Source organism: Allorhizobium sp. GW101-3B10 (assembly GCF_059424725.1).
The window spans coordinates 61,385-87,220 of the sequence record NZ_JBWKZR010000003.1; the positions used below are offsets into that span (position 1 = coordinate 61,385).

At 58.5% G+C, this 25,836-nt stretch carries 20 protein-coding genes and 1 pseudogene; 16 read left to right on the forward strand and 5 right to left on the reverse strand.

Translation table 11 applies throughout. From position 1 onward, the window contains the following. Positions 1-6: 6 nt before the first annotated feature. A pseudogene (locus AC07Y0_RS25795) lies at positions 7-2,904 on the forward strand (Tn3 family transposase). A gap of 618 nt (positions 2,905-3,522) precedes the next feature. Here AC07Y0_RS25795 and AC07Y0_RS25800 read toward each other — a convergent pair. Both AC07Y0_RS25800 and AC07Y0_RS25805 read right to left on the reverse strand, forming a co-directional pair. Then, positions 3,523-4,884, reverse strand: coding sequence for a sensor histidine kinase (locus AC07Y0_RS25800; RefSeq protein WP_154722825.1), 1,362 nt, complete (start codon positions 4,882-4,884; stop codon positions 3,523-3,525). Next, complete coding sequence (locus AC07Y0_RS25805) at positions 4,871-5,548, reverse strand: winged helix-turn-helix domain-containing protein (RefSeq protein WP_154722834.1); 678 nt, start codon at positions 5,546-5,548, stop codon at positions 4,871-4,873. Before AC07Y0_RS25805 ends, AC07Y0_RS25800 begins: the two co-directional genes overlap by 14 nt. A 185-nt stretch (positions 5,549-5,733) precedes the next feature. Between AC07Y0_RS25805 and AC07Y0_RS25810 the strand changes: the two genes are divergently transcribed. From AC07Y0_RS25810 to istA (AC07Y0_RS25860), 11 genes are all read left to right on the forward strand, one after another. Continuing rightward, positions 5,734-6,003 (forward strand): hypothetical protein, encoded by a 270-nt coding sequence (locus AC07Y0_RS25810; RefSeq protein WP_232365655.1) that lies wholly within the window; start codon positions 5,734-5,736, stop codon positions 6,001-6,003. A 110-nt stretch (positions 6,004-6,113) separates the two neighbouring features. Next, positions 6,114-6,536 carry a hypothetical protein gene (locus AC07Y0_RS25815; RefSeq protein ID WP_154722827.1) on the forward strand — a complete coding sequence of 141 codons (423 nt, stop codon included), beginning with the start codon at positions 6,114-6,116 and terminating at the stop codon, positions 6,534-6,536. A gap of 88 nt (positions 6,537-6,624) precedes the next feature. Then, on the forward strand, positions 6,625-6,846 hold the full coding sequence (locus AC07Y0_RS25820) for a hypothetical protein (protein ID WP_232365656.1): 222 nt from the start codon (positions 6,625-6,627) through the stop codon (positions 6,844-6,846). Then, the gene (locus AC07Y0_RS25825) at positions 6,846-8,306 is read left to right on the forward strand and encodes a TolC family protein (protein WP_154722828.1); all 1,461 of its coding nucleotides are present in this window, start codon (positions 6,846-6,848) and stop codon (positions 8,304-8,306) included. The genes AC07Y0_RS25820 and AC07Y0_RS25825 overlap by 1 nt, the downstream gene beginning before the upstream one ends. A gap of 14 nt (positions 8,307-8,320) precedes the next feature. Continuing rightward, complete coding sequence (locus AC07Y0_RS25830) at positions 8,321-9,679, forward strand: multicopper oxidase family protein (RefSeq protein ID WP_154722829.1); 1,359 nt, start codon at positions 8,321-8,323, stop codon at positions 9,677-9,679. A gap of 27 nt (positions 9,680-9,706) precedes the next feature. Beyond that, on the forward strand, positions 9,707-10,183 hold the full coding sequence (locus AC07Y0_RS25835; protein WP_154722830.1) for a cupredoxin domain-containing protein: 477 nt from the start codon (positions 9,707-9,709) through the stop codon (positions 10,181-10,183). A gap of 17 nt (positions 10,184-10,200) precedes the next feature. Then, positions 10,201-10,476, forward strand: coding sequence for a copper-binding protein (locus AC07Y0_RS25840; protein WP_154722831.1), 276 nt, complete (start codon positions 10,201-10,203; stop codon positions 10,474-10,476). A 303-nt stretch (positions 10,477-10,779) separates the two neighbouring features. Then, positions 10,780-11,394: an SCO family protein gene (locus tag AC07Y0_RS25845; protein ID WP_154722832.1), complete on the forward strand. Its 615-nt coding sequence runs from the start codon at positions 10,780-10,782 to the stop codon at positions 11,392-11,394. 31 nt (positions 11,395-11,425) lie between these two features. Then, positions 11,426-12,127, forward strand: coding sequence for a L,D-transpeptidase (locus AC07Y0_RS25850; RefSeq protein WP_083532141.1), 702 nt, complete (start codon positions 11,426-11,428; stop codon positions 12,125-12,127). 347 nt (positions 12,128-12,474) lie between these two features. Further along, entirely contained in the window at positions 12,475-12,951 is a 477-nt protein-coding gene (locus AC07Y0_RS25855) for a DedA family protein (protein ID WP_498680576.1), read from the forward strand. A gap of 122 nt (positions 12,952-13,073) precedes the next feature. Beyond that, complete coding sequence (istA, locus tag AC07Y0_RS25860) at positions 13,074-14,570, forward strand: IS21 family transposase (protein WP_498680577.1); 1,497 nt, start codon at positions 13,074-13,076, stop codon at positions 14,568-14,570. 151 nt (positions 14,571-14,721) lie between these two features. Here the strand turns inward: istA (AC07Y0_RS25860) and istB are convergent, their stop codons facing one another. After that, a complete protein-coding gene (gene istB / locus AC07Y0_RS25865) occupies positions 14,722-15,480 on the reverse strand; it encodes an IS21-like element helper ATPase IstB (RefSeq protein ID WP_498680578.1) in 759 nt (252 codons plus the stop codon). Continuing rightward, complete coding sequence (istA, locus tag AC07Y0_RS25870; protein WP_498680577.1) at positions 15,477-16,973, reverse strand: IS21 family transposase; 1,497 nt, start codon at positions 16,971-16,973, stop codon at positions 15,477-15,479. The genes istB and istA (AC07Y0_RS25870) overlap by 4 nt, the downstream gene beginning before the upstream one ends. Positions 16,974-17,839: 866 nt before the next feature. Here istA (AC07Y0_RS25870) and AC07Y0_RS25875 point away from each other — a divergent pair. From AC07Y0_RS25875 to AC07Y0_RS25890, 4 genes are all read left to right on the forward strand, one after another. Beyond that, complete coding sequence (locus AC07Y0_RS25875; protein ID WP_498680579.1) at positions 17,840-18,016, forward strand: hypothetical protein; 177 nt, start codon at positions 17,840-17,842, stop codon at positions 18,014-18,016. A 7-nt stretch (positions 18,017-18,023) separates the two neighbouring features. Beyond that, a complete protein-coding gene (locus AC07Y0_RS25880) occupies positions 18,024-19,235 on the forward strand; it encodes a DUF3991 and toprim domain-containing protein (protein ID WP_498680580.1) in 1,212 nt (403 codons plus the stop codon). A gap of 65 nt (positions 19,236-19,300) precedes the next feature. Further along, positions 19,301-19,906 carry a DUF1419 domain-containing protein gene (locus tag AC07Y0_RS25885; protein WP_498680581.1) on the forward strand — a complete coding sequence of 202 codons (606 nt, stop codon included), beginning with the start codon at positions 19,301-19,303 and terminating at the stop codon, positions 19,904-19,906. A gap of 89 nt (positions 19,907-19,995) precedes the next feature. Continuing rightward, positions 19,996-25,086 (forward strand): helicase-like domain-containing protein, encoded by a 5,091-nt coding sequence (locus AC07Y0_RS25890; protein ID WP_498680582.1) that lies wholly within the window; start codon positions 19,996-19,998, stop codon positions 25,084-25,086. A 168-nt stretch (positions 25,087-25,254) separates the two neighbouring features. Here the strand turns inward: AC07Y0_RS25890 and AC07Y0_RS25895 are convergent, their stop codons facing one another. After that, positions 25,255-25,497, reverse strand: coding sequence for a hypothetical protein (locus tag AC07Y0_RS25895; protein ID WP_498680583.1), 243 nt, complete (start codon positions 25,495-25,497; stop codon positions 25,255-25,257). Positions 25,498-25,836 lie beyond the last annotated feature (339 nt).

The following is a 25,836-nucleotide window of genomic DNA, read 5'->3' on the forward strand; positions in this document are numbered from 1 at the left end:
GCGCGCATGCCAAGACGACATATTCTCGCCGAGCGACAGCGCTCGGCGTTGCTCGACCTGCCGACGGACGAGTTATCACTGCTGAAGCATTACACATTGGGCGACGACGATCTGGCAAACATTCAGGAACGCCGCAGACCAGAAAACAGGCTGGGTTTCGCCCTGCAGCTTTGTGCACTACGCTATCCAGGGCGCGCGCTGGCTCCGGGCGAAATGATTCCGCATGAAGTCCTTTCCTTCATCGGAGCTCAGCTCGGCGTTCCGGCCGATGCGCTTCTCACCTATGCCGCCCGGCGTCAGACCCGCCAGCAACATATGGAGGCGTTGCGCGAGATCTACGGCTACAAGACATTCACGGGGCGCGGGGCCCGTGATCTGCGGGATTGGCTTTTCGATCAGGCTGAAGATGCCAGGTCGAACGAAGATCTGGCGCGGCGCTTCGTCGCGCAATGCAGGAAAATGGTGACCATCCTGCCGGCGGCGTCAACGATCGAGCGTCTGTGCGCCGATGCCCTTGTTGCCGCCGAGCGATGCATTGAGACACGGATAGCGGAAAGGCTCGACTTTAGTGTGCGCGAGCAACTGGACGGGCTTCTGACCGAAATGGTTGACGGAAACATCAGCCGTTTCATCTGGCTTCGCCAGTTCGAAGTCGGCAGCAATTCCGCATCAGCGAACCGCTTGCTTGATCGGCTGGAGTTCCTGCGCGGTCTGGAAGTCGATCCCCAGATCCTCCTAGGCGTACCGCCACACCGCATCGCGCGCCTGCGTCGGCAGGGCGAGCGTTACTTCACGGATGGCCTGCGCGACATCAGTTCGGATCGGCGGTGGGCGATCCTCGCCGTTTGCGTCGTCGAATGGGAAGCCGCGATCGCCGATGCCATCATCGAAACCCACGACCGCATCGTTGGGAAAACTTGGCGAGAGGCGAAACGGCTACATGACGAGCGGATTGCCGGTTCCAAGGCCGCAGTCACCGATACGCTTCGCGCTTTCACGGCATTGGGAGCCTCTTTGCTGGAAGCTCGCGACGATGGTGTTCCGTTGGACAATGTGTTGGCACGGTCGGCCGAATGGCATCAGCTTGAACAGCTGGTTGCCGTAGGGACGCAACTCACCAGTACATTGGCAGACGAGCCGTTGGCTCACGTCGGACAAGGGTATCATCGTTTTCGCCGATATGCGCCGCGGATGTTGCGATGCCTGAAGCTCAAGGCTGCGTCGGTGGCGGAGCCATTGATTGCAGCCGCGAAAGCCATCGGCGAAACACGTGCGCCGACATCAACAGGTATATCATTCCTGCGGCCGAATTCGAAATGGCATCGCCATCTCCGAGCGCAAGACCGAGGCGATGGTCGTTTATGGGAGGTCGCGGTGCTGTTTCATCTTCGCGATGCTTTCCGGTCTGGAGACATATGGCTGGATCATTCCCGCCGCTACGGCGATCTCAAGCAGGTGCTTGTTCCGATGACCTCGGCGCAGGCGAATGCCAGGATGGCTGTTCCTCTCGATCCTCAAGCTTGGCTGGCTGACCGCAAGGGTCGCCTTGCGGATGGTCTGAAGCGGCTGGCACGTGCCGCTCGCGACGGGACCATCCCCCATGGTAGCATTGAAGATGGAACGTTGCGGATCGACCGGTTGACCGCAGACGTTCCCGAAAGCGCAGAGGAACTGGTCCTCGATCTTTATCGTCGAATGCCGCCTGTGCGGATCACTGACATCTTGCTGGAAGTTGACGCGGCGGTCGGATTCTCGGACGCCTTTTCCCATCTCAGAACCGGAGCGCCATGCAGCGATCGGGTCGGCTTGCTGAACGTTCTGCTCGCCGAAGGGCTGAACCTAGGCCTTCGAAAAATGGCGGAAGCCTCGAACACGCATGATTACTGGCAGCTCTCGCGCCTTGCCCGCTGGCATGTCGAAAGCGAGGGCATGAACCAGGCGCTGGCGATGGTCGTGGCCGCGCAGGGCAAGCTGCCGATGTCCCGGTTCTGGGGCATGGGAAAAACCGCATCAAGCGATGGTCAGTTTTTCCCTTCGGCACGACAGGGCGAGGCCATGAACATGATCAACGCCAAGTACGGCAGTGAGCCTGGGCTCAAGGCTTATACCCACGTCAATGACCAGTTCGCGCCGTTCGCCTCACAGACTATTCCCGCAACCGTCAGTGAAGCTACGTACATCCTCGATGGCCTGCTGATGAATGAAGTCGGCCGGCAGGTCGGCGAGCAATACGCCGATACGGCGGGGTTTACCGATCATTTGTTCGGGACCAGTGCCATGCTCGGCTACCGGCTCGTCTTGCGCATCCGCGACTTACCGTCGAAACGGCTTTATGTCTTCGATCCCGCGGGGACACCCAAAGATTTACGCAAGCTGGTGGGCGGCAAAATCCGCGAAGAACTGATTGTGTCAAACTGGCCTGATCTCTTCCGCTGTGCTGCCACGATGGCCGCCGGAAAGATCAGACCGAGCCAGTTGCTCCGGAAACTCGCATCCTATCCCCGACAGAACGATCTTGCGGCCGCGCTTCGGGAAGTCGGCCGCGTCGAGCGCACTCTCTTTATCATCGAGTGGATCCTCGATACCGATATGCAGCGCCGCGCCCAGATTGGCCTCAACAAGGGCGAAGCCCACCATGCCCTCAAGAGTGCCCTGCGCATCGGCCGTCAAGGTGAAATCCGTGATCGAACCACTGAGGGGCAGCATTACCGGATCGCCGGGCTGAATCTGCTGACGGCGATCATCATCTACTAGAATACCGTCCACCTTGGCCACGCCGTCGCCGAACGGCGAAACGAAGGCCTCGATGTGCCACCCGAACTTTTAGCCCACATCTCTCCTCTGGGCTGGGCGCATATCCTGCTGACCGGCGAATATCTTTGGCCCACGGAGGCAAACGCTTAGGGTGTCATTCCGCCCCCAGCCGGAACCGACCCCGATAAGCCCTTGTCTTCGAGCGATCAAAAAGGTGTCGTCGGTTCGGATCCCTTCAAGAGCTGAGGCCATGATCGTCCCATTCACTTTCCCCGTTCTACTCTCGTTGAGGTACGGGTCACGCTCCCTCCACTCGGTGGCGCTATGGCGCTGGCAATGTATCTTCTGTTTTGATAGGCCCTCTTGGGAGCATATGCACTGAAGACGCTGCTTCGCTAAGGTGCATCAGAGAATAACGCAGGTTCGAACAGTTAGGATAACGCCAAAGAATAATGCCAGCATGAATGCTAGACGAATAAATGCGTGCGTTGCCTTACGAATTACCGCAGGCCTTGCACTTCGTCTCATGCGCCGTCGATAGGAAGAGATAAATGTGCTCCGTTGTTACTTCATACCTGGATCAGCATTTTGTGTTCAGTCACCCTGACCAGTAGATATAATAGCTGATAAGGCTCCGCTGATACCGTGGAGGATTGCGAAATGAAGCAAGCCAAGGTGAAGAATGTTCTAGCAGATAAACGAGTGCTTTCCTGCGGTTCCGTTGAGTCCCTTCCGAGAGGGCCGGTACGTTGGACAAAAGTCAAGGGTTTACCCATCGATTTCCAAGCTAGGGAAAGCAATTTTAACCGTGAGACCCGGGGGGATCCCAACAATACACGGCCGTGCAGCATGAAGTTCTGCGATTGCCTTGACCATACTGAGACCCAGCCCGGAGCCGGATGTAGTCCTGCTTTTCTCAAGACGGTAAAACCGTTCAAAGACCCTTTCATGCTCACCCTGTGGTATACCCGGGCCATTATCAGAGACGGTCAGACAGATTGTGTCCGTTTCACGCTGGACTTTCACCGAGATCGTCGTACCAGCTGGGGTGTGCCTCATGGCATTTGTGAGTAGATTTGCTAGCAACTGCCGTATGAGAGCCGGATCACCGAGTATAAAGCATTCACTTTCGTCGTTGACGATAGACAGGCTGTAGCCAGATTCAACTGCAATGGCCTCGTACGCCTCGTAAAGTTCAAATGTCAGAGCTTTGAGATCAAAATTGATAAAATTTGTGGTGCGATTTTGGGCTTCAATCTGCGCTATTCGAAGCAGCGCATCGAAGGTGTCGGCAATAGACTGCAGCTCAGATAGTGCCAGTTCTATGCCTGCTCTTATCTCTTCCGTCTCGGTGAGCTGCAGCGCATCGTCCAGAACTAGAAAGGTACGAGCGATGGGGGTTTTCAGGTCGTGCGCGACATCTGTGGTGACCTGTTTCATAGCGAGAACGCTGGCCTCCAGACGAGCCAGTGCCACGTTTACTTCTGTCGACAGGACATCAATGTCGTCCATCCGGGTCGAGACAGGAAGCCGCTTGGAAAGCTCGCCATGCCCTATTTCGTGAGCCGTGCGGCAGAGGGCAAATATCCTTCTGCGGGTGGTGTAAGCCAGAAATGCAGCTCCAGGTATGCCTACAACGACGATCATGGCAGTTGCCCAGCCGAAGCTTTTCATGACAATTCCGGACAAGTGGTCAGTATCGCCATAGCTGATACCGACCGTCAGATCATAGTCTCCCAGTGATCCGCGAAATAACTTATAATGGGAGGTGGTAGCACGTAGTTCATCAGGAGGTTGAACTGACAACCCAAGGGGAACATTCACCAACTCAGCGTTACCAGCGATCGATGAACCAGATGGATCTCGCAGGGTGTAGACTGTTTCTTCACCTCTTATGGCTGGCCCGTGGCTCTCAATCATTTCGATGGCGCCGTTGATTCCTCCTCCCTCATAAGCTGAGGAAATCTCCCGATAACGTTCCATTACATTTGCGTTCAGCCGATCATCCAGAAAACCCATCACCATCTGGTACGCTATCGTGTTGGCGACCAGATAGGCGGCTGCGAAAAGCCCAATGTAAATGGTAGCAAGCCGTACAGCGGTGCTTTTGAAAAAGTTACCCGCGAGCATGCAGGGTGTACCCGGTATTTTTGATCGTGTGCAGAAGCGGTTTAGGGAACGGCTTGTCTATCTTTGCCCTCAGGCGGCTAATGTGGGTCTCAACTACCGAGCTTTGCGGGTCGAAATTAAAATTCCAGATCTTCTCCAGAAACATTGTTTTGGTCAGAACTCGACCTTCGTTGCGCATCAACAGTTCCAACAATGCGAATTCGCGGGGCAACAGTTCTATGGTCTGGCCATCACGGCACGTGGTTCTTGACACTAAGTCCATCTCTAGATCTCCCACTCGCAACCTCGTCTTTTCTGTCGCAATGGGTGGGCGTCGCACAAGTGCATTGATCCGAGCAGCTAATTCAGAAAACGCAAATGGCTTGATGAGGTAGTCGTCACCGCCAGCATCAAGCCCCTCTACTCTATCGTCTACACCGCTCATCGCCGTCAAAAACAACACTGGTGTGCGAACGGATGCAGCACGCAAACTTCGGACGAGGCTTAATCCATCGAGTCCGGGTATCATACGATCGACGACCAGCGCATCGTATTCGGTGTCTAAGCCGGCCGAAAGTGCGTCGCGGCCGTTTGTAAGCCAGTCTACTGAGTGCCCGGAACTAGTAAGCCCCTTTTGGATGTAGCTACCGGTGATTTGATCGTCCTCAATCAATAGGATCTTCATTCGATTAAGGATCTCCATGAGCTATCCGGCTAGAATAATAGCCGTCAGGTCTGATTTCGGCATTCTTGCGGCAGCCTTTCGGTATGGCGATTACAAATTTGTATAGCAGATGACAGACCCCGGACAACAACGCGGTTTATGTTTCATTTGCTGCAAGTCGCAGTGATTCAGACGAGGATAAAATGATGAAACGTATCATATTCGCAGCCGCCGCCTTTTTCCCCCTTACCTCCGGCGCATTCGCTTTTACGCTTCTTAGCGAAACCGCATCGCCGATCGCGCAGATCACCCAGGGACATGGCAGCCCAGGCGACTCGGCGACGTCACAGTCGGACCCGAACGTGACTTTCCGGGTGTTGGACAACGGCTGGGTCGAGCGTACGAACAGTCGATACGGATCGAGGTCGATCATTGACCCTCAAGCCGAGTACCTTCGCAACAGCAAGACGCGGTAACTTTAACCCGGGTCGGCCTGTGTCGTGGGCGGTGGCTGGGAGGCTCCGAGCGTGGTTGATCTGCAACACGGTCATCATGAACGGATAATGCTTGGGGAATCCAGTTGACAATGGTCAAGCAGACAGCAATCTTTTCTCTCATGAAAGAACGTGGTCGATTCACATCGGCGTTATTGCTGACTTTCCGTCTGGTGATCCTCGTATCACTGGCGGGATACAGTTTGTCCACGGTCAATGCGGCCATGCATCCAGAGAGTCCGTTCAACGAGATGCAGGTCGAGGCCGGTCACCCGGCCTCGCACAAGGGCGGGCCCGCTGCGCTGTCTGACATGAGCGTTCACAGCGATCACCATGAGCGTGGTGAGTCGAAGGTCGCAGACAAAAACTGCTGCCAAGAGTTCTGCGTGGTTGCAGCTATTGAATGCGATGCTGCCGGCCTCCTCCATCTGATCCCGGGGCGGGTCAGTGGGAGCCGTGAGGACGCGCTCTATCTAGGCGTGGCGCCGCGCGTTACTCTGCCGCCGAATATCTGAGCCCTAGTGATCCCCTAGAGGGGTTGTGCTGTGCCTTAGCGCGACCTAGCGCTTTGGCACCTTTCTCTGTCGTATTCGGAATCCAGCCATGAGACATATGTTCCTGGTGGTTGCCATGCCGCTCCTCGCGAGCGGCTGCGCATCCACGCTACCAGAAGTGGTGGCATCTTCTAGCCAAGCAGACTCGGTCGCCGATGTCGTGCCCGTCGCTTACCAGAACCCGGTGGGTGCGTACTCCCATCGTATCCCTGTGGACCCCAAGCCGTGGCGCGGTTTGAACGATGCTCAAGCTCCGAATGGAGGCGCGTGATGGTCGCGCTGAAGATTAAATTGATCTCCACCCTGGTCCTCCCTTTGTTCGCGACTGGGTGTGTGACCACGGGCTATTCAGCCAAGGATGCAGGCTTCGCAGGGTCGTCCGTGAAAAGCGCGGAGGCTACCGGCAAACAAACCGTGTGGGTGCAAAATCGCCAACAAGCAGAGCAGACACGTGAACGGGTAAAGGCTTTGATGGCGAAAAAAACCATCGACGTTGAGACGGCCGTGCAGGTAGCACTACTGAACAATAAAGGACTGCAAGCATCCTACGCGGATCTAGGAGACAGTGCCGCTGATGTTTGGCAGACGCAGCTTGCGGTTCTTCCATCGTTTTCGGTAGGGCTGTCAGGAATCGGAACACCAGGCCTCGAAGCATACCGTGTACTCGAGGGCGCGATTGCTGCAAACATCTTGGCATTGGCCACCTATGACAAGAACATGAAGCTTGCAGAAACGCGGTTCCGCCAAGCCCAGCTCAACGCGGCGCTAGCTTCGATCTCACTTGCCGCTGAGACCCGCGTGGCATGGATCAACGCCGTCGCTGCCTGGGAGAACGTTGCTTACCTCAACCAAGCTAAATCAACGGCAGACGCCGCATCAGACTTGGCCAAGAAGCTGGGTGAGGCGGGGTCTCTGCCCAAGGCAGATCAGGCGCGAGAACATGTGTTCTACGCCGAATTGGCGGGGGAGACAGCGAAAGCACGACTTGCTGCCAAATTGGCGAAAGAAGAGCTTGTTCGGTTGATGGGGCTTTCTGGTTCTGACGTAGAGTTTCAGATACCAAACCGCTTGCCGTCGCTACCGAAGTCTCTGATCAAACGTGACGCTATTGAGGCGGAAGCCATCCAGAAGCGTATCGACCTGCAACTCGCACGCTTGGAACTTGATGCGACAGCTCAGACATACAGGCTGGAAGATGTCACCCGATTTGTTACTGACATCGAACTGGTAGGTGTGCTTGAGCAGGAACGCGAACTGGAGGATGGCAAGATCCATCGCAGCATTTCGCGAACGGGTTCATTGGAGTTCACTATACCGATCTTCGACTCCGGACAGGCTCGGATGCGTAAGGGTGAACTGGCCTACATGCGTGCTGCTAACCAGCTTGCGGAAAAGGCGGTCAACGTTCGTTCGGAGGCGCGGTCTGCTTATATCGCCTACCGGTCAAATTATGACATTGCTCGTCATTACCGAAACAGCGTTCTTCCGTTGCGAAAGGCGATCGAAGACCAGTCCCTGCTCACCTACAACGGAATGATCACCAGCACGTTCGAACTGATCTCAGATGCCCGAGAGAAAATCGATTCAACTATGCTGGCGGTAAACGCGAAACGAGATTTCTGGATAGCCGAGGCAAACCTCGCTCCCGTCATCTATGGCGGAAGCACTGGATCGGCTGCAGCAGAGTCCGAGGTCGCATCAGCTGAAGAAGCGCCTGCAGGCGGACATTGAGAAAGGACATGACAATGTTCAGTAGAAGACAGCTACTTGGGGCCGGCGCGGCGGGTGCGGCGCTCGTTTCATCCAATTCCTGGTCCCAGACCTCAAATATGGGGCTGCCGGAGGCGGCTCTGATGGATTCGGCCGCTACCCAGTCACCAGTCAGACCTTCCACAGGTCCAGACTACAATCCTGTAGTCACACTCAACGGATGGACCCTGCCATTCCGGATGAATAACGGTGTGAAGGAATTTCATCTTGTTGCCGAACCCGTCGAGAGAGAGATGGCGGAAGGCATGACAGCCTATCTCTGGGGCTACAACGGTCAGTCTCCCGGGCCCACCATAGAGGCAGTTGAGGGCGATCGCGTCCGCATTTTTGTTACAAACAAGCTACCGGAGCACACGACCATCCACTGGCACGGAATGATACTGCCGTCGGGCATGGACGGAGTGGGAGGCCTATCTCAGCCGCACATCCCTGTCGGTAAAACCTTCGTCTACGAGTTCGACCTCGTGAAGTCCGGTACCTTCATGTATCATCCCCACTCGGACGAAATGGTCCAGATGGCGATGGGTATGATGGGCTTTTTTGTGATCCATCCAAAAGATCCAACGTTCATGCCCGTGGATCGAGATTTCGTGTTCCTCCTGAGCGGATACGATATTGATCCTGGCACCTATGTGCCGCGGGTAATGGAGATGACTGACTTCAACCTCTGGACCTGGAACAGCCGGGTCTTCCCTGGGATCGATCCGCTCGTCGTTTCGAAAGACGATCGAGTCCGCGTGCGGGTGGGCAATCTCACAATGACCAACCATCCAATCCATATGCACGGCTATGATTTCGAGGTGACCTGCACTGACGGTGGCTGGGTACGGCCAGAAGCTCGGTGGCCTGAGGTTAGTATCGACATCCCCGTTGGTGCGATGCGAGCATACGAGTTTGACGCCAAGTATGTAGGCGATTGGGCGATCCATTGCCACAAGTCGCACCACACTATGAATGCCATGGGCCATGACATCCCGACTTTCATTGGCGTCGACAAAAAAGAGGTCGCAAAGAAGATCCGGCAATTCCAACCAGAATATATGCCTATGGGCACCGCAGGCATGGCCGATATGGGCGAGATGTCCATGGAAATCCCGGAGAACACGGTGCCCATGATGACCGGTTGGGGTCCGCATGGCCCAATCGAAATGGGTGGTATGTTCTCGGTGGTGAAGGTCCGCGAAGGCATATCCGCGGGCGATTACTCAGATCCAGGCTGGTACGAGAACCCACCCGGTACTCAGGCTTGGGAATGGACGGGCGAGCTGCCCGATGTTCCGAAAGCTAAGGATGCAAAGACAAAGCTCACTCCGAAGCACTCGGATCACGGCTGAAAATCAACCCAAGAAAGGACTGAAATCATGAAGACTGCACTCATCGGCCTTATAGTGGCCACTCTCGCGACCCCTGTATTAGCTGCCGGCGAACACGCGGGCGGACATGGCGAGATGGCTGTTGGAGAGCCCGGCGACAAGGCAAAGGCAACACAGACCATCCGTGTCACTATGACCGAAACGGATGACGGCAAGATGCTGTTTACCCCCAGTAACTTCAAGGTCCGAAAAGGCCAGACAGTCGTGTTCGCGGTGAAAAACGCGGGTGAGATTGACCACGAATTCGTCCTCGACCAAGAGGACAAGGTTATGGAGCATAAGGCCGTCATGGAGAAGTTCCCAGAGATGGAACATGATGATCCGAACGCGATCCGCTTGGCTCCAGGCAAAACAGGTGAAATAGTTTGGAGGTTTACCAATGACGGTGTTTTCAAAATCGCTTGTTTGGTGCCGGGTCACTACGACGCCGGCATGCACGGCGACGTGACTGTGGCACAGAAGTAAGATTTAGGAGCCAAACGATGAAATACATGATTCCGTTAGCAGCTGCCTTTGCTGTTCTCGCCACTGGCGCCCTCGCTCAAGAATTCACGAAGGGCACCGTCAAAAAGGTCGATGCAAAGGCGAATAAGGTGACGTTGATTCACGAAGAACTGAAGAGCCTGGACATGCCTGCAATGACAATGGTGTTCAGCGTGTCAGACCCCGCAATGCTCGACAAGATGAAAGCGGGTGCCAACGTTGAATTCGTGGCAGAGCGGGTGAACGGCAAGCTGACCGTCACCCAGCTTAAGTAACAACAGCGGCCGCCCCAAATTTAGGCGGGGCGGCCATTGTCTATGAGGGGAACGCGAAAGTGAAGCGAAAACAGTTTGTTGGTTTTGTACTTGCAGCCGCTCTCGTGCCGCGGATCGCATTTGCAGAAGGTGCGGCTATGACCGTTCACAAGGATCCGGGTTGCGGCTGTTGTGTTGCATGGAGCAGCGACATGACTGAGGAAAATTGCGATTTTCTTCGCCACTTGCCTTGAACCTCAAGCTACTAGAGGGATTAGGACTACTCTAAGAGGTTCTTCAGGGTGAATGTCGGCAGGGAATTAGATGAAAGCTCTCAGAGCGTTTCGACTTGTGGCGTGGTGTGTGGTTGCGATCGTCACATTGCTACTGATTATAGGTTACTTGCTCCAATCGAGTGGCGGCAAACGTGGTGAGCCAGACACGTCCTCTACCCCTTCGATCGGTCGCCCATTTGAGTTGGTTTCGCACCGGGGCCAAGTGATCGATAACGCTGTCCTCAAGGGAAAGCCGTATTTGGCGTTCTTTGGCTTTACCCACTGCCCTGACATCTGCCCCACAACGCTGTTCGAGCTGAGTGACCTGATGAATGAACTCGGGCCCGCTGCGAGCGGTTTCAACGTTGTTTTCATCAGCGTTGACCCAGAGAGAGATACTCAGCAGTTGCTCAACGAGTACATGACATCCTTCGACCGTCGAATCCTTGCCCTTCGGGGAACGCCGGAGCAAACAGCGACGGCTGTCAAAGCTTTCTCCGCCTACGCACGCAAGGTTCCGACCGAAGATGGAAGCTACACAATGGACCATACGGCTGGCGTATACATGATGGACGCCAATGGTAGCTTCAAAGGAACGCTCGACATGCATGAATCCCGCGAGGTTCGCATGAAGAAAATCCGAAATCTGATGACCGGCTCGTAAGCCAGAACTTCAACCGTCGAGAGGAAATACATTGCAGTCTGGCAAATTGACACGACGAGGCTTCGTTATCGGGGGGGCTGGGGCAGCGGCGGCTGTATTGACTGGCTGCTCGGCAACGACCGCAGAGACGACACAGTCTGAAATCGTACCCATATCCCATCCAGTTCTGGAAACCACCTATGGACCGATACTGAACGAACAGTTCCCGCTGCCTGCTATACCCTACCAGAAGATCGCCAAGCGCTATTACCGGCAGATGGTGAGTGATCCGACTGGAGAGCGGCCAGGCACATTGGTCGTGGATACGGCCAACTATTTTCTCTACCTGACTTACGAGGGCGGACAGGCGATGCGATACGGGGTCGGTCTCGGCCGGCAGGGGTTCGAATGGTCGGGCAAGGGGGTCATTCAGTACAAACGTCAGTGGCCGCGCTGGACGCCACCTGACGAGATGGTCGTTCGACAGCCGGAACTTGCGCCCTACAGCATTGCCAATGGCGGTATGCCACCTGGCCTCAAGAATCCATTGGGCGCGCGTGCGCTTTACATTTTCCAGAATGGCGAAGACACGCTTTACCGCATCCATGGATCGCCAGAATGGTGGACGATCGGCAAGTCGGTATCCTCAGGGTGTGTCCGGATGATCAATCAGGACGTGGTCGACTTGTATGGTCGAGTGCCAGGCAAAACCCCCATCGTCGTTACCAGCCTGCCTCGCTTCTCTGAGGCATAGGCGGAGAAAACCGTGAAGTCCCCACCGACAGTTCAGCGGCCTGAAGTCGTGAGGCCAGGCATGCGAGGCCTGTGCCCTGTAGGAGCTGACTCCGATTATCCGCATTCCCCTGGCGCTGTCATGTAGAGGCTGTCGGAAAACACCGGAAGCCTCAGCTCGTGCCCGGGCTATGCCAAACTGAACCAGATGTCCGATGGTCGTGCACTCACCAGGCAGGCCATGAGACGGAAAACATCCGATAGATCGTGTAGATCGTACACAAAAGAGTTTCTGTTTGTGCCTGCGATTTGATTTGGTGAAGCGATATGGACGGTTTGTCTGATCTAGTACGAGAATACGGGACATGGATGTACATCCTGCTTTTCGCATACTGCATGCTGAAAAGCGGTAGTCTCCCGTTGTTCGCGGGCTATGCGGCTCAAACACAAGCTTTGGACTTGTCCCTTGTTTTAGCGGTGACCTTTGCCGGCGGCTATCTCGGGGACGAAGCACGGTTCTTTATCGCGAGACGATACGGGGATGCGTGGTTAACGAGGTGGCCTTTTGCCGAAAAGGCCTATGCGGCCGCGAAAATCCTAGTTGCAAAGTACGGCTGGGCCTACATCTTTCTTTACAGATATCCCAAGGGTATGCGGACCATCGGCGCGCTTCCGGTTGGTCTCGGATCAATGTCATGGGCAAAGTTTACAGTTCTGAATGCAGCATCCGCAATAGTTTGGACCGCCTGCCTGGTTTCGGCGGGCTTCGTTTTCGGCGCACAGATAGAGGAGGCGGTGGAAACCGGCTGGGGCTTTGCAAGTATTGTCTTACTTGCCGCAATGTGAGAGCGGCGGTGCAAAAGTCGGCCACGGTAACGGCGCGATAGTCTCGCCGTAGGGGCGGAGTAAAATCCGGCCACCTATCTTCCTTCTGCATTAAACGCAGGAGGGACAAGGGGATCTACACCGTGGAATTGTATCTCAAGGTTCGCTTGGCCGTCTCGGAAGGGATGAGCCGGCGTCAGGCTGCAAAGCATTTCAACATATCGCGCGACACCGTTGCCAAGATGGTGTCGTATTCGACGCCTCCGGGCTATCAGCGTCAGTTGCCGATCAGGCGACCCAAGCTGGATGCGTTCGTCTCGACAATCGATCACTGGCTGGATGAGGATGTAAAGGTGCCGCGCAAGCAGCGCCATACGGCCAAACGAGTGTTCGACCGTCTCCGGGACGAGCGCGGGTTCACCGGCGGCTACACGATCATCAAGGATTACATGCGCGAGCGAGATCAGCGTCGCCAGGAGGTGTTCGTGCCTCTATCGCATCCGCCCGGCCATGGGCAGGCGGACTTCGGTGAGGCGATGGTGGTGATCGGCGGTGTGGAGCGCAAGGCGCACTTCTTCGTGCTCGACCTTCCGCACAGCGACGGCTGCTATGTGCGGGCCTATCCGGCGGCAGTGGCCGAGGCCTGGGTCGATGGCCACGTCCATGCGTTTTCCTTCTTCGGCGCCGTGCCGCAATCGATCGTCTACGACAACGACCGTTGCCTGGTGGCGAAGATTTTGCCTGACGGCACCCGCAAGCGCGCGACGTTGTTCAGCGGCTTCCTGTCCCACTACCTTATCCGGGATCGCTATGGCCGTCCCGGCAAGGGCAACGACAAGGGGAACGTCGAGGGTCTCGTCGGCTATGCCCGGCGCAACTTCATGGTGCCGATCCCGCAGTTTGCGACATGGGAGGCGTTCAACACCTTTCTGGAGGAGCAGTGCCGGAAGCGCCAGCGCGACAGGCTGCGCGGCGAGAGCGAGACGATCGGCGAGCGCTTGCGGCGCGATCTGGCTGCCATGCGCGCCTTGCCAGCCTCGCCATTTGATGCCTGCGACCAGGCAAGTGCCAAGGTGACGGCGCAGTCGCTGGTGCGCTACAAGACCAACGACTATTCCGTCCCGGTCGCCTATGGCCATCAGGATGTGTGGGTGCGCGGCTATGTCAACGAAGTGGTCATCGGTTGCCGTGGCGAGATCATCGCCCGCCATCCTCGGTGCTGGGAACGGGAAGACGTCGTCTTCGATCCTGTCCATTACCTGCCGCTGATCGAGCAGAAGATCAATTCGCTGGATCAGGCAGCGCCCCTCCAGGGCTGGGACTTGCCGCAAGAGTTCGCTACGCTGCGCCGGTTGATGGAAGGCCGCATGGCCAAGCACGGCCGGCGTGAGTACGTGCAGGTCCTCCGCCTGCTGGAGAGCTTCGAACTCGCCGATCTGCATGCGGCGGTGAAGCAGGCGATCCAGCTTGGCGCCATTGGCTTTGACGCCGTCAAGCATCTGATCCTGTGCCGGGTGGAACGCCGGCCGCCCAGACTGGACCTGTCCATCTACCCCTATCTGCCGAGGGCGACGGTCGAGACGACCTCGGCGAAGGCGTATATGCGTCTCCTGTCGTCGGATGCGGGAGAAGCCGCATGAACACCGAAGCACCCGAGATTGTCAACGGCGGAGTAAAATCCTGCCACGCGGCGGCGCAAAAGTCGGCCACTTGTGGCGCGCGCATGAGACCGCCGGGAGGGCTTAGGCCCGAGCGGGGGTCTCATGTGCGCGTTGCGATTTTCGAAGGGCGTCAGCCGGCCTTTCGGGCGCGGCTTTGGGCGAGACGATAGCTGTCGCCGTTCATCTCGAGGATGCTGACGTGATGGGTGATGCGGTCGAGCAAAGCGCCGGTCAGGCGCTCGGACCCCAAGGTTTCCGTCCATTCGTCAAAAGGAAGGTTGCTGGTGATCAGGGTCGCGCCTCGCTCGTATCGTTGCGAGATCAGCTCGAACAGCAATTCCGCGCCGGTCTTTGACAGCGGCACGAAGCCCAGTTCATCGATGATCAACAGCTGGTAGGCGGCCATCTGCTTCTGGAACCGGATGAGACGCCGCTCGTCGCGCGCCTCCATCATCTCGCTGGCCAGTGCGGCCGCTGTCGTGAACCCAACGGACAGGCCCTTCTGGCAGGCGGCCAGGCCGAGGCCGAGCGCCACATGGGTCTTGCCCGTGCCGCTGGGGCCGAGAGCGATAACGTTCTCCCTGCGCTCGATCCATTCGCAGCGCGCCAGTTCCAGCACCTGCATCTTGTTCAGCTTTGGGATGGCGGCGAAGTCGAAACTGTCGAGGCTTTTGACGACCGGGAACCTGGCCGCCTTGATGCGACGCTCGACCTTGCGACGGTCCCGTTCGATCATCTCCCGCTCGGCAAGTCGGGTGAGGTATCCGACATGATCGACGCCTTCGGTGGCGCACAGCCGGGCCAGCTTCTGGTACTCGCGCTGGAAACTCGGCAGCTTCAGGGTTTTGAGATAATGGGTGAGAAGGATCTCGGGTGCTTCGGTGTTCATGCGGCTTCTCCCGCATCCGACGACAGGAGACGCATATACGCCTTCGCCGAGGTCGTCTCGACCGTCGCCCTCGGCAGATAGGGGTAGATGGACAGGTCCAGTCTGGGCGGCCGGCGTTCCACCCGGCACAGGATCAGATGCTTGACGGCGTCAAAGCCAATGGCGCCAAGCTGGATCGCCTGCTTCACCGCCGCATGCAGATCGGCGAGTTCGAAGCTCTCCAGCAGGCGGAGGACCTGCACGTACTCACGCCGGCCGTGCTTGGCCATGCGGCCTTCCATCAACCGGCGCAGCGTAGCGAACTCTTGCGGCAAGTCCCAGCCCTGGAGGGGCGCTGCCTGATCCAGCGAATTGATCTTCTGCTCGATCAGCGGCAGGTAATGGACAGGATCGAAGACGACGTCTTCCCGTTCCCAGCACCGAGGATGGCGGGCGATGATCTCGCCACGGCAACCGATGACCACTTCGTTGACATAGCCGCGCACCCACACATCCTGATGGCCATAGGCGACCGGGACGGAATAGTCGTTGGTCTTGTAGCGCACCAGCGACTGCGCCGTCACCTTGGCACTTGCCTGGTCGCAGGCATCAAATGGCGAGGCTGGCAAGGCGCGCATGGCAGCCAGATCGCGCCGCAAGCGCTCGCCGATCGTCTCGCTCTCGCCGCGCAGCCTGTCGCGCTGGCGCTTCCGGCACTGCTCCTCCAGAAAGGTGTTGAACGCCTCCCATGTCGCAAACTGCGGGATCGGCACCATGAAGTTGCGCCGGGCATAGCCGACGAGACCCTCGACGTTCCCCTTGTCGTTGCCCTTGCCGGGACGGCCATAGCGATCCCGGATAAGGTAGTGGGACAGGAAGCCGCTGAACAACGTCGCGCGCTTGCGGGTGCCGTCAGGCAAAATCTTCGCCACCAGGCAACGGTCGTTGTCGTAGACGATCGATTGCGGCACGGCGCCGAAGAAGGAAAACGCATGGACGTGGCCATCGACCCAGGCCTCGGCCACTGCCGCCGGATAGGCCCGCACATAGCAGCCGTCGCTGTGCGGAAGGTCGAGCACGAAGAAGTGCGCCTTGCGCTCCACACCGCCGATCACCACCATCGCCTCACCGAAGTCCGCCTGCCCATGGCCGGGCGGATGCGATAGAGGCACGAACACCTCCTGGCGACGCTGATCTCGCTCGCGCATGTAATCCTTGATGATCGTGTAGCCGCCGGTGAACCCGCGCTCGTCCCGGAGACGGTCGAACACTCGTTTGGCCGTATGGCGCTGCTTGCGCGGCACCTTTACATCCTCATCCAGCCAGTGATCGATTGTCGAGACGAACGCATCCAGCTTGGGTCGCCTGATCGGCAACTGACGCTGATAGCCCGGAGGCGTCGAATACGACACCATCTTGGCAACGGTGTCGCGCGATATGTTGAAATGCTTTGCAGCCTGACGCCGGCTCATCCCTTCCGAGACGGCCAAGCGAACCTTGAGATACAATTCCACGGTGTAGATCCCCTTGTCCCTCCTGCGTTTAATGCAGAAGGAAGATAGGTGGCCGGATTTTACTCCGCCCCTACGGCGAGACTATCGCGCCGTTACCGTGGCCGACTTTTGCACCGCCGCTCTCAAGTGTTCATTCCCGGCGGTGTCATCGAGCTCGGCGACTGCGACACGCTTAATCGTCTCGAGGCTTCAGTGAAGTTCCATAATTATGCTTATGCAATTTTTGATAAGATATTGAAATAATTCATATAAAACCACCTCTCCGTCATTCGGATTTTGTGGTGACTTGCCTCTATCGCCACCGGTCTCGAGAGATAGATGATCGGCTTCCTCAGACGATGGCTCGCACATCGCCGGGCAATACGGCGGCGATGGCAGGCTGATGCCAGGCTTCTCGCAATATCGGATCCAGCCGGGTCCTACTACGAAGCACAGCACCGTGCGTCCCATAGCCAGTCCAGTGGTAATATCGACGAGTTCTGGCACTGGTCGAAAGTCGCCAGCGAGATAGCCCGGATAGAGCCACGCGCTGAGATGGACTTCGCTGTTCTCAAAGCCTTGTCCGATCAGGAGAAAGCCGGCCGTCGCTGACTCGTGGGCTGGTCAAACAGATGCTCGGCAACAAATGCTGAGCTGGCTTCTGTGAACCATCTCCGCCGGATACCTCAATTCCCGCCGAAGCAAACCAATCCCGCTCTTTATGGATGGCGTCCTGGACCGTGTCCGGATCTCCGTCGATCAACCCACTATGGGGTCGGCAGCCTGCTGCCGCCGCTTGACTTCGCCTTCGCGGTGATCGCGACCGTCCCCGGTCCTTTGAGGAGCCATCGAGCGGGATCGGCCCGCTCCGGACGGAGGTTTCTCACATGGCACAGGATCTTGCACTCGCCCAAAGCCACGCATTTTCGCTTTCCCGCATCCTCATGGTTCCCGTCACCCTGTTCAAATCCGGCGACGAATTCGGCGTCCTTCCGTCCGACGAACTCGATGACGAAGACGGTCTTGAGATCGTGCACGAGTATTTCCCGCGCGGGTCTCATTGAGACCCGAATGTTCCTGCCGCTGGCGACTTGTTGGCCGCAAGGGAAGCTCCGCCGCGTCCCGGTGCAAATCTGCACCTTGATTGCCGCGCCCTTGCCCCCTCCATTCTTCGCGGCGGAAACGAGGATAGCCGCAGGTATGCGGATTGGAAAAGAAGGGCGATCGACAAGTGATCGGAAAACAATGAAGAGAGAAGAGTTGGAGGCGCTGCGCGCAAAGGTGAGTTGCGAAGCCGTGCTGGAACGAGCCGGTTACGAAATCGATCTGAAGGAAAGCACGCGACGCGCCGTCAAATACCGGCGTAGCGGCAGCATTGTCATTGTCACGCATGACGGGCGCGGCTGGTTCGATCCGCTCAGCGACGAGAAAGGCGATGTCTTCGGCCTTGCCATGTTCCTGGAAGGAATTCCATTCCCGTCCGCGATGGAAGCGGTCGCGTCAATTGTCGGGTATCAACTCTCCCGGACGGAATGGAGGTCATCGCGTTCTTCAGTGCCAGCAAAAGACATTTGCGACCGTTGGCGCAGCCGGCCCACGCCTTCGCCCGGATCCAGTGCCTGGCGCTATCTGTGCTGGGCGCGCTGGATCCCGACGGCCATCGCCCGACAGGCTAATCGAGAGGGTGTCCTGCGGGAAGGGCCCTTCGGCAGTATGTGGGCGGCCCATGTCGATAGCCAGGGACGCGTTGTGGGTTGGGAGGAGCGCGGTCCCGACTGGCGTGGCTTTGCCACCGGGGGCTCGAAGGTTCTCTTCCGTTTTGGACCAAGCGATGCCTCTCGACTCTGCGTTACCGAGGCCGCGATCGACGCGATGAGCCTTGCGGCTCTCGAAGGTCCGCGCGAGCGAACTCTCTATCTCAGCACTGGCGGTGGGTGGTCTCCGGCGACAGATGCGGCGCTTGCCGAACTTGCTGTGCGGCCGGGACTCACACTAGTGGCCGCGACCGATGCCAATTCTCAGGGTGATGTATACGCCGAGCGACTGCGCGCGCTCGCCGAGGCGTCCGGCTGCGACTGGCAGCGGCTCCGTCCGCCGGCGGAGGATTGGAACGAGGTTCTTCAAAACAGGGAAAGTGAAAAACGGGAAAGGAAAACCGCAGGGAATAACGGGGCTTGCCGCATGCGCGCCGGCCGCATCAAGGGAGGCTCCGCCCGGCATGCGCCGGCCCTTGACCCGGTCGGACACGAGGCCGGCAGCGCGGAGGGGGTCATGAAGGACTGAACAGGATGGCGAGGTCGGAACGACTTGTGCTGCCTTCGGTCCAAAACCCCGAAAGGATCAAGCTGATGACCTCGAGAGTCCTTCCCCGCAAAATCTTTCAGGGAGCGGCCAAGCGCGCCGACATGTTCCGGATGTTCGACAGGCACGCGAAGCGCCCCGACCGTTTTGATGGTGACCAGTCTGCAGTCTATGCCGGCGAATGGTTCGAGATCGATGAAACCTCCTATTCCTATATGCTCGACATTCTGCCGCCGCTCTGGATGCGCGGGCCGATCTTTGCGATGCGGGAGTTCATGACCGGTTCGGTGACCTCGGTGTTCTACGCGGTCCGGATCGATGAAGCGGTTCGCTACTTTCACACCTACTGCGACCTCTCGGACCCGAACTCTGTGGAGGCGATGCGGACCGCGATCATCGACCGTGAAACCCGACCGGTCCGGGCCATGAGCCGCGAAGAGCGGCTTGAGCATATCTGGAGCACGACCACCGACGACTATCGTGGCTATGCCGGCGATAGCTGGCCAACGCCGATGCAAGGACATCGCACGGTGATGCTCTACGGTGGCAGTGAAGGTACATTCCTGAAACTGCTCGACACTCTGTCTGACGACGAGATCGCGGCCAAGCTGCCGGTCCATCTACGCCACCTCCCCTCAGCCCTGGCCGCCTGAGCGAGATCATCATTCGCAAACTCCGCGCCGAAAGCGGCCTTTTCCGTGGCCGAGCGATGGCGCACGCCCTCATTTCAAGGAGCTTTCCCATGAGCAACGATCCCTTTACATCAGACATGTTCGGCTCGAGCGTACTTTCGTCGGGCCTCGGACTTGGCGTGACAGCGTTCGGCGGGTTCTCGCCTGATGCCGCCAATGACGACGATCCGGATCCCCTGCCGCCAGCACCTGCACCCGCCCTCCCCGTCGCTGCCACGCCTGCCCGGCGCGCGAGGCTTCGGGCAAACTTCTATCTCGACGGCGACCGCGGGCTGGCCGCCGCCTGGAAGGATCGCGCCCGCGCCAATGTCGCGGCGATCCTTATCGCCGACGGCATTGCCAAGCAGGACCGGCCGGCGACGGCCAAGGAACAGGCGCAGTTGATCCGCTTCATGGGCTTCGGCGCCGGCGAACTGGCCAACGGTATGTTCCGTCGGCCGGGTGATGTCGATTTCCGCCAAGGCTGGGACGATATTGGTTCTTCGCTCGAGAGCGCGGTTTCCGAGAGCGATTATGCGTCGCTTGCCCGCTGCACCCAATATGCGCATTTCACGCCGGAGTACATCATCAGCGCAATCTGGGCTGGGGTCCAGAAACTGGGCTGGCGCGGTGGCCGGGTGCTGGAACCGGGTATCGGCCCGGGGCTGTTCCCGGCCCTGATGCCGGAGCCATATCGCGATGCCGCCTTTGTGACCGGGATCGAGCTTGATCCGGTCACCGCCCGCATCGCCCGCCTGCTTCAGCCGAAGGCACGGATCATCAATGGCGACTTTGCCCGCACGGATTTGGCTCCGATCTACGACCTCGCCATCGGCAATCCGCCCTTCTCCGATCGCACCGTCCGCTCGGACCGCGCTTACCGATCGCTTGGCCTTCGTTTGCACGACTATTTCATCGCCCGGTCGATTGACCTGTTGAAGCCCGGCGCGCTCGCCGCCTTCGTCACCTCGCATGGTACGATGGACAAGGCCGATACCACGGCACGCGAGCATATCGCCAAATCCGCCGACCTGATCGCAGCAATCCGGCTGCCCGAGGGCAGCTTCCGTCGCGACGCCGGTACGGATGTCGTCGTCGACATCCTCTTCTTCCGCAAGCACAAGCCCGGAGAGCCGGAGGGAAATCAGCTGTGGCTCGATGTCGATGAGATCAGGCCGGCCACCGACGACGAAGGCGCCATCAGGGTCAATCGCTGGTTTGGTCGGCATCCGGACTTCGTGCTCGGCACACACGCCCTGACCTCCGGCCCGTTCGGCGAGACCTACACATGCCGGCCCCGCGATGACGAGGATCTCGACACCGCCCTCGCCGCTGCAATCGATCTATTGCCCGCCGATCTCTACGACGGCGAGCCGACGCCCATCGATATCGATCTGGAAGACGAGCTCGGCGAGATCGCCGCCTTGCAGCCCAGAGGCAGCTCCGTTCGCGAGGGCAGCTTCTTCCTCGACCGGTCGAAGGGCCTGATGCAGATGCTCGACGGATCGGCCGTGGCGGTCACCGTCCGCAAGGGTCGCACGGGTGATGGGGTCCCGGAAACGCACGTCCGGATCGTCTCAAAGCTTATCCCGATCCGCGACGCAGTGCGCGAGGTCCTGAAGGCGCAGGAAACCGATCGGCCATGGCGCGATCTCCAGGTGCGATTGCGCATCGCCTGGTCGAGTTTTGTGCGCGATTTCGGGCCGATCAACCACACAACAGTCTCGATCCAGGAAGATGCCGAGACGGGTGAGGTCAAGGAGACCCACCGCCAGCCGAACCTCGCACCGTTCCGCGACGATCCCGATTGCTGGCTGGTCGCCTCGATCGAGGACTATGATCTGGAGACCGACACGGCGAAGCCTGGGCCGATTTTTTCGGAACGGGTGATTGCTCCGCCGGCCGCACCGACAATTACCTCGCCTGCAGATGCACTCGCCGTCGTGCTGAATGAACGCGGCCACGTCGATATCGACCATGTCGCCGAGCTGCTGCACAGCGATCCTGCTGATGTGGTCGACGAGCTGGGCGAGGCCATCTTCCGTGATCCGGCCGATGGATCGTGGAAGACGGCAGACGGATATCTCTCAGGGGGCGTCCGCACAAAGCTCGCCGCCGCGCAGGCCGCAGCCGAGCTCGATCCGACGTATGAGCGCAACGTGCGCGCCTTGGCAGTCGTTCAGCCGGCAGACTTGCGCCCCTCCGACATCACCGCCCGTCTCGGCGCGCCCTGGATCCCGGCCGCCGATGTCGTCGCCTTCGTCAGGCAAAAGATGGAGGCGGAAATCCGCATCTATCATATGCCGGAACTCGGTTCCTGGACGGTGGAGGCACGACAACTCGGTTATAGCGCCGCCGGCACATCGGAATGGGGAACGAGCCGCCGCCATGCAGGCGAGCTGCTTGCTGATGCGCTCAATAGCCGGGTACCTCAGATCTTCGACGTGTTCAAGGATTGGGATGGCGAACGCCGGGTCCTCAATGTCGTTGACACCGAAGCCGCGCGCGATAAGCTGCAGAGGATCAAGCAGGCATTCCAGGACTGGGTCTGGACCGATCCAGATCGAACCGACCGGCTGGCCCGCGATTACAATGACCGTTTCAACAACATCGCGCCGCGCAAATTCGACGGCTCCCACCTGAAACTCCCTGGCGCCTCTGGCGCCATTGTTTTGTATGGGCACCAGAAACGCGGCATCTGGCGGATCATTGCCGATGGCTCGACCTATCTTGCCCATGCCGTCGGCGCCGGCAAGACGATGACGATGGCGGCGGCCATCATGGAGCAGCGCCGGCTTGGACTGATCGCCAAGGCCATGCTGGTCGTGCCCGGCCATTGCCTGGCGCAGGCCGCCCGCGAGTTTCTAGGCCTCTATCCAAATGCCCGCATTCTCGTCGCTGACGAGACCAACTTCACCAAGGACAAGCGTGCTCGCTTCCTGTCACGGGCGGCAACCGCGACCTGGGACGCGATCATCATCACGCATTCGGCCTTCCGCTTCATCGCCGTGCCGTCTGCCTTCGAACAGGAGATGATCCAGGACGAGTTGCAGCTCTATGAGGATCTGCTGACCAAGGTCGACAGCGAGGACCGCGTCTCGCGCAAGCGCCTCGAGCGGTTGAAGGAGGGACTGCGGGAGCGGCTCGAAGGTCTGGCGACCAGAAAGGATGACGTTCTGACCATCTCCGAAATCGGTGTCGATCAGATCGTTGTCGACGAGGCGCAGGAGTTCCGAAAACTGTCCTTTGCCACCAACATGTCGACACTGAAAGGCATCGACCCTAACGGCTCGCAGCGCGCTTGGGATCTCTACGTGAAATCACGCTATATCGAGACGAAGAACTCCGGCCGGGCGCTGGTACTTGCCTCCGGCACGCCGATCACGAACACATTGGGTGAGATGTTCTCGATCCAGCGTCTGCTTGGGTATGCAGCACTTTCTGAGCGCGGGCTGCACGAGTTCGACGCCTGGGCATCGTGTTTCGGCGACACGACCACCGAACTCGAAATCCAGCCATCCGGCAAATATAAGCCGGTCAGCCGCTTCGCTTCCTTCGTCAATGTGCCCGAACTGATCGCCATGTTCCGCTCGTTTGCGGATGTCGTCCTGCCTGACGATCTCAGGCAATATGTGAAGGTCCCCAACATCTCGAGCGGGCGCCGGCAGATCCTGACGGCCAAACCGACGGCTCTGTTCAAGACCTATCAGCAGATGCTCGACACGCGGATCAAGGCGATCGAGCAGCGCGAAGGCCCCGCCAAGCCCGGTGACGACATCCTGCTGTCCGTCATCACTGATGGGCGCCATGCGGCGATCGACCTGCGCTTCGTCATGCCGGCGGCCGACAATGAGGAGAATAACAAGCTCAATCTGCTCGTCCGCAATGCCTACGGGATCTGGAAGGATACCGGCGAGGTGATCTATCGACGCCCCGACGGGAAAGACTTCGATCTACCAGGAGCTGCCCAGATGATCTTTTCCGATCTCGGCACGATCAATGTCGAAAAGTCCCGCGGCTTCTCGGCCTACCGTTTTATCCGCGACGAGCTGATCCGGCTCGGCGTGCCGGCCTCGCAAATCGCCTTCATGCAGGACTACAAGAAGACCGAAGCCAAGCAGCGATTGTTCGGTGATGTCAGGGCCGGCAAGGTTCGTTTCCTGATCGGCTCCTCCGAGACGATGGGCACCGGTGTCAACGCCCAGCTTCGGCTGAAGGCGCTCCATCACCTCGATGTGCCATGGCTGCCGTCGCAGATCGAGCAACGGGAAGGCCGGATCGTCCGCCAGGGCAACCAGCACGACGAGGTCGATATCTTCGCCTATGCAACGGAAAGCTCGTTGGATGCCAGCATGTGGCAGAACAATGAGCGTAAGGCTCGGTTCATTGCCGCGGCCCTGTCTGGCGACACCTCGATCAGGCGACTGGAGGATGTTGGTGAAGGGGCGGCCAACCAGTTCGCCATGGCCAAGGCGATCGCATCTGGCGATGAACGGTTGATGCAGAAGGCAGGCTTAGAGGCCGATATCGCACGGCTCGAACGGCTGCGGGCCGCCCACGAGGACGATCAATACGCCGTCCGTCGGCAGATGCGCGATGCAGAGCGCGAAATCGAGGTCTCGACCCGGCGGATTGACGAAATCGGCCAGGACATCGCGCGGCTACAGTCGACCACCGGCGAAGCCTTCACCATGACGGTGCTCGGTACAGTATATGCCGAGCGCAAGGAGGCCGGCCGGGCGCTGATGAAGAAAATCCTCACGCTTCTACAGCTTCAGCATGAGGGCGATGTGCATCTTGCCACGATCGGCGGCTTCGATCTCGTCTATGAGGGTGAGAGGTTCGGCAAGGGTGACAGCTATCGCTACGAGACGCTGCTCCAGCGCACCGGGGTAGAGTATGAGATCGACCTTTCGATCACGGTCACACCACTGGGCGCCATCTCACGGCTGGAGCACGGACTCGACGGCTTCGAGCAGGAACAGCTTCAGTATCGCCGGCGGTTGGAAGAGGCCGAGTGCCGGCTGGCCTCATACCGTTCGCGAGACGGAGGAGCGTTTGCGTTCGCTGACGACCTGAAACGGAAAAGGCGTGAACTACGTGACATCGAAACGCAGCTGGCGGCTGACCTCGGCAATGAGACCAACGCACTGGCCGCATAGCTGCATTGCACGATAAATGTTTTCCGATTGGTCAAAAATCAGGCATAAAGCCTACAGCTGATGCATATGGCGGTCTCCTCCCAGTTCCGCCGCAGCAGCTGTTCCCCTCTGGAGGTCAAAGATCTCCACACTTTATGGGCCGCGGGTTACTCCGTCGGCCCTTTTTTCTTACATATTATCATCGAAAGATATCTCATTCTGGCCAGGCTGACGAGCACGGTGCTGGTCTTCCTTGAGAGAAAGACTGTCGAGATAGCGCTCGCGCATCGTACGCATGTCGATGTCGCAACTGATCCATGCATCCAGCAGAGCCATAAAGATTGGGTCCTCATTGATTGGCGTACCACGGGACCTCGCGCGATCGATGGCGCGTTGTGCGATGGCCCTCCGGGTTGCGGGATCTGTATTCATCTTTCCTCGACTGGCACTCTTGGACGGCGGCGACATTTATCAGCGGGTGTTCACGGTCGCGACTTGAATTTTCCCGCCATCAACAATATCTGAGCATCACTTCCCGTTCAGATGATGTCCTGCCGCCGCAATCGCTGTGGCTTTCGACGTCGTCCGGGATCTTAAAGGGCGCTCCCCTCGCGGGTCGAGCGCCCTTTTTCGTTTCTGTTTCCGGTCGAGGTTTTTGCATGTCGTTTGCGCCTGCCCGTGCGCGAGCCGGCTCTCCGGTAGAGAAGAGGAAATGAAGGAGGGAAAGAACCGATCGCCGATCGGTCCTCCTGCCGACGCGTGCGCTCAACC